At 71.6% G+C, this 14,599-nt stretch carries 10 protein-coding genes; 7 read left to right on the plus strand and 3 right to left on the minus strand.

From position 1 onward, the window contains the following. The first annotated feature begins 30 nt into the window (after positions 1–30). From O7597_RS08980 to O7597_RS09000, 5 genes are read left to right on the plus strand one after another with little or no spacing between them, the layout of a single operon-like run. Positions 31–3,354, plus strand: a complete 3,324-nt coding sequence (locus O7597_RS08980) for an ATP-binding protein (protein WP_281582437.1) — start codon at positions 31–33, stop codon at positions 3,352–3,354. Position 3,355: 1 nt separating this feature from the next. Then, positions 3,356–5,293 carry an MFS transporter gene (locus tag O7597_RS08985; RefSeq protein WP_281582438.1) on the plus strand — a complete coding sequence of 646 codons (1,938 nt, stop codon included), beginning with the start codon at positions 3,356–3,358 and terminating at the stop codon, positions 5,291–5,293. Next, positions 5,290–5,847: a hypothetical protein gene (locus O7597_RS08990; protein ID WP_281582439.1), complete on the plus strand. Its 558-nt coding sequence runs from the start codon at positions 5,290–5,292 to the stop codon at positions 5,845–5,847. Before O7597_RS08985 ends, O7597_RS08990 begins: the two co-directional genes overlap by 4 nt. Next, on the plus strand, positions 5,844–7,007 hold the full coding sequence (locus O7597_RS08995; RefSeq protein WP_281582440.1) for a M23 family metallopeptidase: 1,164 nt from the start codon (positions 5,844–5,846) through the stop codon (positions 7,005–7,007). The genes O7597_RS08990 and O7597_RS08995 overlap by 4 nt, the downstream gene beginning before the upstream one ends. A gap of 13 nt (positions 7,008–7,020) precedes the next feature. Next, a complete protein-coding gene (locus O7597_RS09000) occupies positions 7,021–7,614 on the plus strand; it encodes a hypothetical protein (RefSeq protein ID WP_281582441.1) in 594 nt (197 codons plus the stop codon). Positions 7,615–7,616: 2 nt separating this feature from the next. On the opposite strand, the gene O7597_RS09005 is transcribed toward O7597_RS09000, so the two are convergent. After that, entirely contained in the window at positions 7,617–8,171 is a 555-nt protein-coding gene (locus O7597_RS09005; protein ID WP_281583219.1) for a hypothetical protein, read from the minus strand. Positions 8,172–8,369: 198 nt separating this feature from the next. Between O7597_RS09005 and O7597_RS09010 the strand changes: the two genes are divergently transcribed. Next, a complete protein-coding gene (locus O7597_RS09010) occupies positions 8,370–10,922 on the plus strand; it encodes an FtsK/SpoIIIE domain-containing protein (RefSeq protein WP_281582442.1) in 2,553 nt (850 codons plus the stop codon). Next, positions 10,919–11,629: a hypothetical protein gene (locus O7597_RS09015; RefSeq protein WP_269738567.1), complete on the plus strand. Its 711-nt coding sequence runs from the start codon at positions 10,919–10,921 to the stop codon at positions 11,627–11,629. The genes O7597_RS09010 and O7597_RS09015 overlap by 4 nt, the downstream gene beginning before the upstream one ends. Positions 11,630–11,640: 11 nt before the next feature. Here the strand turns inward: O7597_RS09015 and folE are convergent, their stop codons facing one another. Together folE and ftsH are read right to left on the minus strand one after the other, a co-directional pair. Continuing rightward, a complete protein-coding gene (gene folE, locus O7597_RS09020) occupies positions 11,641–12,303 on the minus strand; it encodes a GTP cyclohydrolase I FolE (protein WP_281583220.1) in 663 nt (220 codons plus the stop codon). A 38-nt stretch (positions 12,304–12,341) separates the two neighbouring features. After that, positions 12,342–14,360, minus strand: a complete 2,019-nt coding sequence (gene ftsH / locus O7597_RS09025) for an ATP-dependent zinc metalloprotease FtsH (RefSeq protein ID WP_269738568.1) — start codon at positions 14,358–14,360, stop codon at positions 12,342–12,344. Positions 14,361–14,599 lie beyond the last annotated feature (239 nt).

Here is a 14,599-nt window from a genome sequence, read left to right on the forward strand (position 1 = left end):
GCCGAACGAGGACACGGGCAGGGCGATCGCATGAGCCGCTCCGCCACGCCGGGATCCCCGGCCGGACGTCCGGCCGCACCACACGGTAACCGTGCGCGATCGTTCGACTACCCGGAAGCCGACGGGCTGGACGAGACCACGGTGGATCCGGCACTCGCCACCACCCCGGCGCACGGCAGCGTCGGGGTGTTCCAGGCACCCCGCCCGCCGCAGCGTCGAGCGGCTCCGGCCGACTCGACCCCGGCCAGCCGGGACGGTGCGGACATCGACTCGCCGTTCCTCGACCTCTTCGGTGGCGCGTACCCCCGGCCCGGTCCCGCCCAGCGAGGCAACGGGCACCCCGCACGAGCCCTGCCGCAGCAGCCGCATCCCGCACCGCCGCCCGCCGTCGGGCCCGCACCGGCAGCCCGTCGGGCGGCTCCGCCACCGGCGCCGCCGGCGCCACCGCGACCGCCCGACCTGACGCCGGTCACGCCGCCGGCCACGCCGCCCGGCCGCCTGGTCGAGGGCCCGGTGCCGGCCACGAACCCGCCGCCGGCTTCGTCCCGGGTGGCGCCCTCCCCGGCGGACCGGTTGCCGACCGCCCGGCCGCCCGCCGACGATCGGCCCACCGGGGACGACCGCCCGCTCCGAGAGGACCGCCGCGCCCGCGACAACGACCCGGCACCGACCGACGAGTCCGGGAAGACGCCACGTCGGTCAGCGCCGCCGGCCAACCGTCCGGCTCCCCGGCAACGGTCCGTCGACCACCGCGACCGGCCGGTCAAGCCGCTCCGTGTCCGACCACCGAGGATCAAGTTCGGCGATCGTGATCCGGCCGTCGAGTTGGCCATCACCGAGATCGCCGGGCACCTGACCTTCACCCCCAACACGGTCACCGCCTGGTACTGGCTGCCCGAGGTGCGCTGGGCCTTCCGGCCGGACGCGGAACGCGAGGCGCTGCTCTCGGCGATCTCCGAGCAGTACGCCGGCCTGGCCGGCTTCCGACTGCACCTGCGCCGCACCACCCGGCCCTTCCCGGCCGACGAATGGGCCCGCACCATCGACGCCAACACCGCCGCGCCGCTGCCCGACGTCCCCGGCACCGCCGGCTGGGCCGAGCACCTGGTCGCCGCGCAACGCCACCTGCTGTCGGTGAATCACGCCGAGGGCCAGACCTACCTCGGCGTCACCTTCGCCCGCCGTTCCCTCGGTGACTCGCTCACCGAACGGCTGCTGCGCACCTTCGGTCGCGGTGTCGCCGAGGGCGAGCGGCGCAAGCTCGGCCGCACCGTCGAGCAGTTCGACGAGGTGCTCGGCGCCTTCGGCATGCGGGGGCGGCGGGTCACCGCGCACGAGCTGGAATGGCTGCTCTACCGGTCGGTGGCGCTCTGCATGGCACCCCCGGGCACGCTCTCACCCATCACCGACGGTCGTTGGGAACGCGGCGACCTGCTCGCCCTCACCGAACAGGTCGAGCGCTACCGCACGCCGTACGGCTCCACTGTCAAGCTGGTCCACCGGATGACCGGCGAGGAACGACACGTGGCGGTGCTCGCCGTCGGTCGGATGGAGCCGCTGGAGATCCCCGAGCGGCACGAACCCTGGTTGCACTTCCACGAGCGACTGCCCTGGCCGATGGAACTTTCCACCCGGGTCGACATCCTCGGCTCCGGCGACTCCTTCCGCAACCTCGAACACCGACTCCGGATGATCCGGTCACAGCAGTTGGACTACGCCGAACACGGCATCGACGCGCCGCCCGAACTGGAGCGACTCGCCAAGCGCGCGCTGGTCATCGGCGACGAGATGACCACGGGGCTGCCGGTCGACTCAGCCCGCGCCCATGGCTGGCACCGCATCGCGGTCGGCGGTCGGACCCGGGAGGAGTGCCTGGAACGGGCCCGCCGGCTCATCCAGCTCTACTCGCGCGAGCTGCGCATCTCCCTGCAGCACCCGAAGAACCAGGACTGGCTGGCCCGCGAGTTCATCCCGGGTGAGCCGATCGCCAACACCGGTTACGTGCGCAGGATGCCCGTCAACCTGCTCGCGGCGGCGTTGCCGCAGGCCGCCTCCACGGTGGGTGACCGACGTGGCGACCTGATCGGCCGTACCGCCGGCACCTGCCGTCGCCCGGTCTTCCTCGACCTGCACTTCCCCATGGAGGTGCGGGAGCGCTCCGGCCTGGCGGTCTTCGTGGCCGAACCGGGCGGCGGCAAGTCCACGCTGCTCGGCGCGTTGGGCTACCTGGCCGCCCGCCGTGGCGTACAGGTGACCCTGCTCGACCCGTCCGGCCCGCTGGCCCGGCTCTGCGCGATGCCGGAGCTTCGTCCCTACTCGCGGGTGCTGAACCTGACCGGCTCCGAGCACGGCACGCTGGCACCGTACTCACTGATCCCGACCCCGCTGCGCAGCGAGTTCGCCGCCGGAGCCGCCGGCGACCGGGAGTTCGAGATCGCCGTCTCCAACGCGCGGGCCGAGCGGCGGATGCTGGTACAGGACATCTGCATGATGCTGGTGCCACCGCAGGTGGCCCGGGAGGCCTCCACCGCCACGCTGTTCCGGCACGCCGTGCGCCAGGTGCCCGCCGAGGAGACCTCCACTCTGGACGACGTGGTCACCTGCCTCGGCCAGCTCGACGACGACGCCGGCCGGGAACTGGCCAACCTGCTACTGGACACCGCCGAGATGCCACTGGCGATGCTCTTCTTCGGTCGCCCGCCGGAGGGCCTGCTCGGCCCGGACGCCGCACTCACCGTGATCACCATGGCCGGCCTGCGGCTGCCCGACCTCAAGATCGAACGCGAGTACTGGTCGGCCGAGGAGGCACTCGCCCTGCCGATGCTGCACACCGCGCACCGGCTGGCGGTCCGCCGCTGCTACGGCGGCTCGATGGCCTCCCGGAAGTTGGTCGGCCTGGACGAGGCGCACTTCATGGAGGGGTGGCGCTCCGGCCGATCCTTCCTCGTCCGACTCGCCCGTGACTCTCGCAAATGGAACCTTGCCGCGCTCGTCGCCTCGCAGAACCCCCGGGACATCCTCGGTCTCGACGTACAGAACCTCGTCTCCACCGTGTTCGTCGGCCGGATCGCCGAGGACGCCGAGATCGCCTCCGAGGCGCTGCGACTGCTACGCGTACCGGTGGACGACGGCTACGAGGCCACCCTCGCCTCGCTCTCCACCGCCGACGCGACCTCGGCCAACCGGCTCGGCTTCCGGGAGTTCGTGATGCGCGACGTCGACGGCCGGGTCCAGAAGGTCCGGGTCGACGTCTCCTACGTGGACGGACTGCTGGACCACCTCGACACCACCCCCGCCGCCATCGCCGCCGCCGCAGGGGTGCTGCCGACCGTGCTGCCCGACTTGGAGGCGTGACATGGCGAGGGCCCGGGCACGGATCACGGCGCTCCTCCTGGCACTCGGCGTTCTCGCCGCAGCCACGATCAGTTGGCCCGGGCTCACGGCCACACCGGCGTACGCGGCTCCGGCCGGGTACCAGGCCGCGGCGGCCGAACTCTGCACGACCGAGGAGTGGCAGGTCGACTTCCGCGCCTGCGTCACCAAACTGCAGCAGGTGGCGGAGTCGGAGGCGACCTGCCTCAACCCTCCGACGCCAACCGCCCCCGACTCCGGCATCGCCGGCTGGTTCGCCTCCCGCCCCGAGGCCTCGAAACTGAGAGGTCCAAAGGGCTATTACACGAACTACGGCTATGCCGGTTACAGCTACAGCACTTACAAAATCGAATCTGGTTGCGCGACTACGTTGCTGCATCCGGACTACAAGTTCACCAACACCATCGCCAACGGCGAGTTCATGATGGCGACGGCGATCATCGGCGCCTCGAACGCACTGCGCGAACGGGCCTGGGATCCGGGCACCATGTGGGGCTGGGCGGATCCCCTGGTGGACCAGGCCACCAAGGCCATCTACCAGAAGGTGTTCAGCGTCTTCGGCATCGTCACGCTCTGCGTGGTCGGGCTCTACCTGCTCTGGCGCTCGCGCCAGTCCGACATGAGCAGCGCGATGACCACGGCGGGCTGGGCGTTGGTGGTGATGGTGGCGGTCACCGCGCTGGCCGCCTGGCCGGTCAAGTCGGCGAACCTCGCCGACGGCGCCCTCGTCTCCACGCTCGGCGTCGTGCACGACGCGGTGGGCCCGGCCGCCAAGGACGTGCCGCCGGACCGATGTGCGATGCCCAACCCGGACGCCTGCACGGACAAGCGGCCACCGGCGGTCCGGGCCAGCGACACGGCCGCCGAGGCGATGCTCTACCGGAACTGGCTGCGCGGGGCGCTCGGCTCGGCCGACAGCGAGACCGCCAGGAAGTACGGCGAAGCGCTCTACGACGCCAAGGCGCTGTCCTGGGACGAGGCCGAGAAGATTCGGACCAGCCCCGAGCTTCGCGAGGCCACCATCAGCGCCAAGAAGCAGCAGTGGATGACGGTCGCCGCGCAGATCGAGCGGGAGGATCCGGAGGCCTACGAGTATCTGCAGGGCGTCCGGGACATGGACCGGGTGGGCGCCGGGTTCATCGCGGTGCTCGCCGCCCTGCTCTTCGCGATGTTCGACCTGACCGCGTCACTGCTGGTGCTGCTCGGCTTTCTGATCTTCCGGTGGGCGGTGATCGCGGCGCCGATCCTCGGCACCATCGGTCTGCTCCGACCGGCCAGCGCCGGTCTGCGACGGCTGGGCAACGCGGTGGTGGCGGCGCTGTTCAACATCGCGATCTTCGGCACCGGTGCCGCCATCTACCTCTTCGCGGTCGACCTCATCATGAGCACGGCCACCCTCCCCGGCTGGCTCCAGGTGGTGCTGGTCTGGCTCTGCGGGGTGGTCGGCTGGCTGCTGCTGCGCCCCTACCGCCGGATCACCCAGCTCGGCGGGAAGGACAACAGTGAGGCGGTCAGCTCGGCGGGCTCCTGGCACCGCCGGTTCTTCCGGGACATGCGTACCGCGGCCCGGCTCGACGTCGCCGAGCCAGGAGGCACCGCCGAGCCAAGCGTTGGGCGGCGCCGGGCGATCGCACCGGAGCAGCCGAAGGTACGGCCGGAGGCTCGTCCGGACCCCGTCCCCAGCGGCGCACCCGCCGCAGCGAAGCGGACGGACAACCGCGAGGCCGGAGGCGGCGACGACAAGACCCGGGAGCAACCCTCCAAGAGAGCAGCCGCGCCCAAGCCCCGTCGCCGACAGCCGGCCTCCTGGACCGAGCCGGACGTTCCGGACGAGAACCCCTCCTACGTCATCTACCGTCCCGGTTCGGCCGAACGGATGCCCGAGAAGCCGACGCCACGGGTCCGCTCCGAGGCCCGGTGACCATCGTGCGTCGGGCGCTCGAGTTCCTGTTCCTGCGGCTGCTGCGGTCCCGGCTGGGTGTCGCACTCGGCATCGCCGTACTGGTGCTCGGGGTGGTCGGGGCGGCCCGGTTGGTGGCCGGCCCGACCGATCCGGCCGCCGGGCTGAGCAATCGCCCGGCCGACCCGATCACCACCGTGCACCCGACCACCGGGGACGACGGTGCGATCTCCACGACCACGACGCCGTCCCCGGTCACCCGGCCCGGTCAGCCGGCCCCGGATGTGGTGGCCGCCCGCTTCGCCGCCGCCTGGCTCGGCCGCCCGGGCCAGACCGCCGAGGATTGGCACGACGCGCTGCGTCCACTCTCGACCGCCGGTCTGACCGACCAGCTCGTCGGGGCCGACCCGGCCAGCGTGCCCGCCGAAGCGGTCACGGGTGAGGTCACCCTGCGCCCACGCGGCGAGACCTTCGTGGAGGCGACGATCCCGCTTGACGAGGGGCAACTCCGGCTCGAACTGCTGGCCCCCGACGGACGATGGTTGGTGGACGCGGTGGACTGGAGCCGGGAATGAGTGAGCACGGTCCTCGCCGACCGGTCCGGACCGGTGCCCTGGCCGCCGCGCTCACCGCGGCGCTGGTGCTGCTCTGCTGCACCGGAGGCGCCGGTGCCTTCTTCCTCACCGAGCTGGGTGGCGACGCCGCCGAGCAGCTCAGCCCGGCCAGCATGGAGTGCACCGGCGACTTCGAGGTGGACGTCACCGGCAAGATGCCGCGCTTCGCCGAGTACGGGGAACGCCAGCTGCGGAACGCGGCAGTGATCATCAAGGTCGGCCAGGAGATGCGGGTGCCACCGCGGGGCTGGGTGATCGCCGTGGCGACCGCCATGCAGGAGTCGCGGCTGCTGAACCTGGCCAACAGCACGGTCGGCGAGTCGCGGGACATTCCGAACGAGGGGATCGGGGCCGACCACGACTCCCTCGGTCTCTTCCAGCAACGGGCCTCGTGGGGCACGGTCGCCCAGCGGATGGATCCCGAATACGCGTCCCGCAAATTCTACGAGAAACTGCTCGACCTACCCGACTGGGAGAAACTCTCACTTACCGTGGCCGCCCAGCGGGTCCAGATCAGCGCCTTCCCGGACGCGTACGCCAAACACGAGGAACTGGCCGCCCGGATCGTGGACGCGCTGGCCGGTGGCGCGGCACGAACCGCGCTGATCGCCGGGCAGGAGGTGTGTGACGCCGCGGCAGGCGGTGAGATCGCCGCCTCCGGCTGGACCGCACCGATTCCGGGGGGAGTCGGCTCCGGATTCCGGACCGCCAGTCGGCCCGGACACAACGGTGTGGACATCGCCGCACCGAAGGGCACCGATATCAGGGTCGCGGCGACCGGCCGAGTGTTGGTCTCCCGCTGCGACCCCGACCGGAGAGGACGGCTCAGCTGCGACGAGGACGGCTGGCCCGGCAAGGGTGGCTGCGGTTGGTTCGTCGACGTGCTGCACGCCCAGGGAATCATCACCCGCTACTGTCATCTGGTGGATCGTCCCCTGGTCGCCGTGGGCGACACGGTGCAGGCCGGTGACGTGATCGGCGATGTCGGCAGCAGCGGCAACTCCTCCGGGCCGCACCTGCACTTCGAGGTGCACGTCGACGGCGATCGCAGCAGCCGGGGCGCCATCGACCCGGTCCCGTTCATGCGGTCCAAGGGCGCGCCGTTGAAAGGCGCCGGGTGAACCAGGGGCCGCCATGACCGAACCGCTTCCGGACCCGTTCGCCGACCAGCCCGACTGGGCTCCCCAGCCGCCCCGTCCGATCGAGATCCTCCCCGCTGCGGGAAGCGTCGAACTACGCGGACGGCGCGTGCTCGTCGGACTGCCCGGTGTGGGCTGGCGGGCCGACCTGCGGGCCGACGAACGGGTCGTGCAGAACAGCCGCACCTACGTCCCGGTCATCCCGGAACACGAGTGGTACCGCGCCGAGTCCGACCAGGTCGAGGTCTTCGCCCCGCTGGTGCCCGTCGAACGGGTCTGGGTCGAGACGGTCGGCCCGGCGAGCACGCCGACGACGGATGGCGGCCTGCGGCTCGTCTCGTTGGACGCACCGGCCCACCCAGCACCGACGCCGGTCTTCGAGGCGGACTCGGTCACCGGGCGACGGGTCGTGCACGTGGTCGGCGCCGTCGAGCACCGCGATCTACGCGCCGTCACCGAGACCTACTCGGGTGCCGAGGGTGACATCTGTGTGCGGGTGACTCCCGAGATGGAGTGGTACCGCTGGGCCTGGCGCGGCCAGTCACCGACCACCCTGGAGGTACCGGTCCACATGCTGTGGGTGGAGTGAGGTCAGCTGGCCGTCGCTGAGCAGACCCGCCAGTCCTCGTTCAAACGCGTGGTGAACGTCCATGCCTGCCGGTCATACTGTCGAATCCCATCGATCCGAGCTGACAGCAGAAGTTCGACTCTCACCTCGGCCTCATTACCGTGTTGCTCCGCCAGAACGTTTCCCCAGCTGATCGACATGGTTGTTCCGAACTGCTCCTCGCGGGCAGCAAGATCGGTCCTGAGCGCTTCAAGTTGCTCTAGGTGGCTGCCGCCTTCGCACGTGAAAAGGTCTGCTCTTACATCGTTCCGGTCAACGAGGAAAGCCCGCAGGTAGCTGTCCACGACGATTGTCGGGGCGCTGCGGTCGGGAGTGGTGGCTCGGTCGTAGACGAAGTAGCCGACCACCCCGCCGGTCAGGCAGAGCGCCCCGACCACCCCCGCAACCACGGTCAGCACCGTACGCAGGCGGCGCCGGGGCTGGCGCGGCGCCGGCGCGACCGCAGGCGGTGCCAGCTCCTCCGGCGGGGTCCTCTGCGCCGGTACGCGGGAGACCTGGGAACCGGCGGAGGGCGGCACTGATTCCACCCTCTGAGGCTATCCGCTGGCGGCCCAGGACCCAATGCCCAAGATTTGGCAGATCGTGACCGAACACTGCCGATGGGTGAGATTCATGACAACAACGGCGCAGCACCGCCCCGCATCCCGGAGGTGAGGCCCTGGCTGGGATACCGTCACTTCTGCCCGGCGAGTGGGTGCCGACCTCGGGCGGAGGGGGTGGACACGGTGGGCGGTCCGAAGACACGGACGCTCCGCGCCGCCGCGCTGCACCGCCGGGCCGCTGCGACGGTCGCGGCGGCGACGACGATCCTCGACGAGACCCGTCCCGTGCCGGCTGACCAGCGCCGTCAGTACGCGTTGGCCGAGCGGCTGCGTGACGCGGCCAGCATCCTCGCCCCGGGTTGGGCCGGGGCCGCGTTGGACGCGGTCGCTCCAGGCCACCCCGCCGGGGAGGGGCCCCCACCGTTCGTCCGGGTGGGCACCGCCGCGCCGCTGGACGACGCACGTTTCCCGGCGCTGGTGCCGATGTTCGGCAGCGGACACCTCGCGACGGACACCGACGCGCACGACCCACGGGTCGCCGGGCTGCTGCGGGCCGTACTGCTGCGCCTGCTGGCGGCGACACCGGCGGGGGCACTGCTGGTACGCGCGGTGGACGCGACGGGTGTCGCGCTGGCACCGTTCGCGGCGCTCGGCGACGCCGGGGTGCTGGCCCCGCCGGCCACCGACGTCGACGGGCTGCGGGCCGTGCTGGCGGAGGCGGAGCGGTGGGTGGCGCCGGACGCCTCCGGTCCTCGCCGGCACGACCGTTCCTTGCTGCTGGTGCTGGCCGCGCTGCCCGAAGCGCACCTGCCGGGTGACCTGGCGCGGATCGAGGCACTCGCCGAGCAGGGACCGGCAGCCGGATTGCACCTGGTGGTGGCGGGGTGGCCAGCGGCCGGCCGACCCGCGCTGCCGAGGGCTACGCCGCTGGCGATGCGGACGGCCTACGCGCTGCTCGGTAATCCGCCGGGTGCGGCGTTCGCCGGCACCGACGGAGGTCTGAACTCACCGGTCTTCGTCGACCCGGATCCGCCGACCGGGTTGGTCGACACCGTGTGCCGGCGGATCGCCGCCCAGGTCGAGGCCGGCAGCCGGCTCGCCCTGTCGCACCTGCTGCCACCGACGGACGAGCTGGGGCAGGCGGCCGGAACGGACGGGCTGACCACAACCGTCGGCGACGCGGGTGGGCGACCGGTCTCGCTCGGCTTCACCGAACTGACCCCGCACTGGTTGGTGAGCGGCCGGTCGCGGAGCTGCCGGTCCACCTTCCTGACCACGGCGCTGCTCGGACTCGTCGCGCGGTACGGCCCGGGGGAGCTGTCGCTGTACCTGGTGGACCTCGGTGCCGGTGAGTCCTTTGCGGAGTTCCTGCAGACCGAGCGGGACAGGTCCTGGATCCCGCAGGTCCGGGCGGCCGCGATGGCCGCCGACCGGGAGTACGTGCTGGATCTGTTGGACCAGTTGACTGCGGAGGTGCAGCGGCGCGCCGAGGCGTCCACCCGCGCGGGTGGGCAGCGCTTCGCCGAGTTGCGGAAACATCGCCCGCTTCCCCGGGTCGTCTGTGTGCTGGAGAACCTGCAGGTGCTTCTCACCGAACGGGACCGGCTCTCCGCCGAGGTGGCCGCCCGGCTGGACGCACTGGCGAGGACCGGGCGGGCGTACGGTGTTCATCTGGTGCTGGCCGGCGAGGGTGACCTGGGCCTGGGCACCCGTTCCGACGGCGGGCAGCGGGACTCCCTACCGGGCCAGTTCCCGGTGCGGGTGGCGCTGCCCGGCGGCGGGGCGGTGCTGGCACCCACGAACGACGCCGCGGCCGGTCTGCCGGTGGGCAGCGCGGTGGTCAACACCGCGGGCGGGCTCGGCGGCCCACGGGGAGCGATCCGAGGTCATGAGCGGATGGTCCGGTTCCCCGACCCGGCAGACGAGCCGGAGGCGGTCACCGGGCTGCGCCACCGCCTCTGGTCGGCCCGCCCGCCGAACGCGACGCCGCCCGTCGTCTTCGCCGGGTACGCGCGTCCGCTGCTGACCAACGATCCCCGCTATCGGGCGGCCGTCGCGGGGCAGTCGACGGCGCCGGCCGCGTTGCTCGGGCGGGTGGTGGATGTCGCGCGTAGCACCGCAACGGTGTCGTTCGGACCGGCGGCGGGGCGCAACCTCGCGGTTCTCGGTCCACGACCTGCCGCGTGTCGCCTGCTGGCGACGGCCGCCCACACCACCGCGGCCCATCATCCGGCCGGTACGGCGCGGTTCGTGGTCGCCGTGGCGGACGCCGAGGCGGCACAGCTGGCGGACACTCTGGTCACGGAGTTGGCCGAGCGCCACCAGGTCGACCGGGTGGACCTCGCCGGGCTGGTCGCCGTGGCGGACGCTGGCGAGCCGGCGTACCTGGTCGTCTTCGGGCTGGACGTGGCACCGGCCGAGCAGCTGCCGCCGGCTCGACTGCGGGCTCTGCTGCGTGACGGACCACCGGCCGGGCAGCACCTGCTCGGCTGGTGGCGTACGGTGCCGTCGTTCGCGACGCTTGTCGAGCCGGACGAGACGGTGGACAAGCTGACCGCTGTGGCGGTGGCGGGTGTGCCGGGGGCGCAGCTCACTCCGGTCTTCGGTCGTCCGGTGGAGTGGCGACCCCGGCCCGACCGGGTGGTGCTCTGGGACGGGCCGACGGAGCGCGGTGTGGTGCTGGTTCCGTACGAGGCGCCCGGCAGCGTGCAGGGGGAACCCGGATGACTCTCGATCACTCGCCGACCACTGCCGCCGGGCCGGTTCGACAGCGGGCTGCCGGCGCGCCGGGGGATCCGGTGCGGGCCGCGTGGGCCGACTACCTGGCCGCGGCCCGGCAGCTCGACGGGGTACGTCGGGGCGCGGCGACCGCCGCGGGTGAGCAGGCCCGCGCGGTCCAGGCCGCCCGGGAGGAGCTGTCCGGGGTACGCACCCGGCTGGCGTCGCAGGAGAGTCGGCTGCGTGAGCTGGAGGTGCCGCCGATCTCGCTGGCGCCGACCCCGCCGGAACTGGTCGAGGCGAGCCGGTCGATGAGCGGTGGTCCGGCGGCCGTGTTGACCGCCCTGCGGGACGCCCGCCGGTGGGCTGTCGGCGCGGACGACACGCTCACCGCCCGTGGCCTGTCCCGGGTGGCGCACTGGCCGGCCCGCGCGCGCAATCTGCTGGTGTACGGGCCGCTGGGGCTGTTCGTTCCGGTGTTGCTGGTGGTGGTGTACCTGCTGGCCGGTACCGGCGCGGTGACCGCGTTGGCGGTGCTGGTGGCGCTGCCGGCACCGGCGGTCGCGTTCGGCCTGGGCTGGCTCGCGGTGGGCCGCTGCTTTCCGCCCGGTCCGGGAGAGCGGGTGGACCGCACGCCACGGTTCGGCGCGCTGGCCTGCCTGGTCCCGGCCGTGGTGGTCAACGCGGGGATCGTGCTGGGGATGCTGTCGTCCTGACCGCCGGGCGGTCAGCGAGGGATGATCAGAGCCATCGCCTCGGCCCGGGACTTGGCGTCGTGTTGCAGGGTGCCACGCGCCGCGGACGTGATCGTCTTGGCACCGGACTTCTGGATGCCCCGCATCGCCATGCACATGTGTTCGCACTCGAGCACGACGATCACGCCGCGCGGCTCCAGCCGCGTCATCAGCAGGTCCGCGATCTGCGAGGTGAGTCGCTCCTGCACCTGGGGCCGCCGGGCGAAGACCTCGACCAGCCGGGCCAGCTTGGACAGCCCGGTGATCCGGCCGTCGGGACCGGGGATGTAGCCGATGTGGGCACTGCCCCGGAACGGCAGCAGATGATGCTCGCAGAGGCTCATCACGTCGATGTCCCGGACCAGCACCAGTTCCTCGTGGTTGGCCTCGAAGGTGGTGGTGAGCACCGTGGCCGGGTCGACGCGCAGGCCGGCGAAGAGTTCCGCGTACGCCCGGGCGACCCGGGCCGGGGTCTGCTGGAGGCCGTCGCGGTCCGGATCCTCCCCGACGGCGATGAGGATCTCGCGGACCGCCTTCTCGATCCGGCCGAGGTCCATGGTGTCCTCGACCGGACGACCGGTCAGGCGACCGTTGATCAACCGGGCGGCGATGTAGTCGAGGCCGTCGCTGTCGGGTTCGGTGGCGGAGGCGGCCAGTCCCCGCTGTGGGGAACTGGCCGCCGGGTCGTCGGTACTCAGTGCGAACCGTCCGAGGAGTTGTTCGAGCTGACGCCACCCACCGTCGCCTCCGCGCCGTCGGCCTCGGCCTGCACCTTGAGCGCGTCCTTCTCGGCCGGGGTGAGCACGGGCGGCTCGGTGGAGGGCTGGCGCTTGCCGAAGCCGTTGTACGGTGCCATCGGCGGGCGCTTGACCACCCGGGCGCAGATCCGGGCCATGTCGGCGGTGGAGAGGGTCTCCTTCTCCATCAGCTCGAGCACGATGTTGTCCAGGACGTCCCGGTACTCGACCAGGATCTCCCAGGCCTCGTCGTGGGCCAGCTCGATCAGGGCCCGCATCTCGCCGTCGATCTCGGCGGCGACGGCGTCGGAGTAGTCCCGCTCGTGGCCCATGTTGCGGCCGAGGAACGGCTCGTCGCCGCTGGTGCCGTACTTGATCGCACCGAGCTTGGAGCTCATGCCGTACTGGGTGATCATCGCGCGGGCCAGTGCGGTGGCCTTCTCGATGTCGTTGCCGGCACCGGTGGTGGGCTCGTGGAAGACGAGTTCCTCGGCGGCCCGCCCGCCCAGCGCGTACGCCAGGGTGTCGACCATTTCGGCGCGGGTCTGGGTGTACTTGTCCTCCGTGGGCAGCACCAGGGTGTGGCCCAGGGAGCGACCCCGGGACAGGATGGTCACCTTGTGCACCGGTGCGGCGTGCGGCAGTGCCCAGGCGACAAGTGCGTGCCCACCCTCGTGGTACGCGGTGATCTTCTTCTCCTGGTCGCTCATCACCCGGGTACGCCGCTGCGGACCGGCGATCACGCGGTCGATCGACTCCTCGAGCGAGTCGTTGGAGATGGCCCGCTGGTCCTTGCGGGCGGTCAGCAGGGCCGCCTCGTTGATCACGTTGGCGAGGTCGGCACCGCTGAAGCCCGGCGTCCGCTTGGCCACCGAGTCGAGGTCGACGTCGGGCGTGAACGGCTTGCCCTTGGCGTGTACCCGCAGGATGGCCTTGCGGCCCTCCATGTCGGGGGCGTCGACCGGGATCTGCCGGTCGAACCGGCCCGGTCGCAGCAGCGCCGGGTCGAGGATGTCCGGCCGGTTGGTGGCGGCGATCAGGATCACGCCACCCTTGACGTCGAAGCCGTCCATCTCGACCAGGAGCTGGTTCAGCGTCTGCTCGCGCTCGTCGTGGCCACCGCCCATGCCGGCGCCACGGTGCCGGCCGACCGCGTCGATCTCGTCGACGAAGACGATCGCGGGCGCGTTCGCCTTGGCCTGCTCGAACAGGTCACGGACCCGGCTGGCGCCGACACCGACGAACATCTCCACGAAGTCCGAGCCGGAGATCGAGTAGAACGGCACCCCGGCCTCGCCGGCCACCGCTCGGGCGAGCAGCGTCTTACCGGTGCCGGGCGGGCCGAAGAGCAGCACGCCCTTCGGGATCTTCGCACCGAGTGCCTGGTACTTCGCCGGGTTCTGCAGGAAGTCCTTGATCTCGTGCAGCTCCTCGACAGCCTCCTCGGAGCCCGCCACGTCGGCGAACGTCGTCTTCGGCGTGTCCTTGGTGATCATCTTCGCCTTGGACTTGCCGAAGTTGAGCACCCGGGAGCCGCCGCCCTGCATCTGCGACATGAAGAACAGCAGCAGCAGCACGAGCAGCACGATGGGAAGCAGGTTGACCAGCAGGCTGACCCAGATGCTGTCGGACGACACCTCGGTGTCGGCCGGCCCGGTGACCCGGTTGTTGGCCTTGGCGTCGAGGACCTGGTTCCAGACCTCGTCGCCGACCTCGTAAGGGAACTGAGCCTCGATCAGCTTCGTGGTGGTGTCGCCGAACTCGGTCTCCTCGGCCAGCTCGAGCTGGATCGTCTGTTCCTTGTCCTGGAAGACGACCTTCTCGATGCCACCCTTGTTGAGCTGGTCGAGCGCGACGGACGTGTCCACCCGGTGGTAACTGGGTCCACCGGTGAACAACTGACTGAGCACGACGGCGCCGAGGATGACCAGGATGACCCAGAACACCGGTCGGCGGAAGAAACGCGTACGTTCCATGCTGTTGTCGAGCGCCGAGACGCCCGCATCCTCCTGATCGACGTCCTGACCGACTGTGGGTGTCGCCGCCTGGGCGGCTGCCGGAGCCGCCGTGCGGGCCGGCCTCGACCCCGGGGCGCGATTGCCGCGCCACGGTCATTCGACGGTACACCGTGCGAGACCGATATGAGCTGGCGAGCCCAGCACTTACGCGTACGGCGAACCGGATGTCAGCCGGCGTGGCCCGGAGTCGGATCTCC

The organism is Verrucosispora sp. WMMC514 (assembly GCF_027497295.1).
Classification (GTDB): Bacteria; Actinomycetota; Actinomycetes; order Mycobacteriales; family Micromonosporaceae; genus Micromonospora; species Micromonospora palythoicola.

Coding starts and splice junctions, on each gene's coding strand:
- O7597_RS08980 (WP_281582437.1), top strand. CDS start 31: ATGAGCCGCTCCGCCACGCCGGGATCCCCGGCCGGACGTCCGGCCGCA.
- O7597_RS08985 (WP_281582438.1), top strand. CDS start 3,356: ATGGCGAGGGCCCGGGCACGGATCACGGCGCTCCTCCTGGCACTCGGC.
- O7597_RS08995 (WP_281582440.1), top strand. CDS start 5,844: ATGAGTGAGCACGGTCCTCGCCGACCGGTCCGGACCGGTGCCCTGGCC.
- O7597_RS09000 (WP_281582441.1), top strand. CDS start 7,021: ATGACCGAACCGCTTCCGGACCCGTTCGCCGACCAGCCCGACTGGGCT.
- O7597_RS09015 (WP_269738567.1), top strand. CDS start 10,919: ATGACTCTCGATCACTCGCCGACCACTGCCGCCGGGCCGGTTCGACAG.
- ftsH (WP_269738568.1), bottom strand. CDS start 14,360: ATGGAACGTACGCGTTTCTTCCGCCGACCGGTGTTCTGGGTCATCCTG.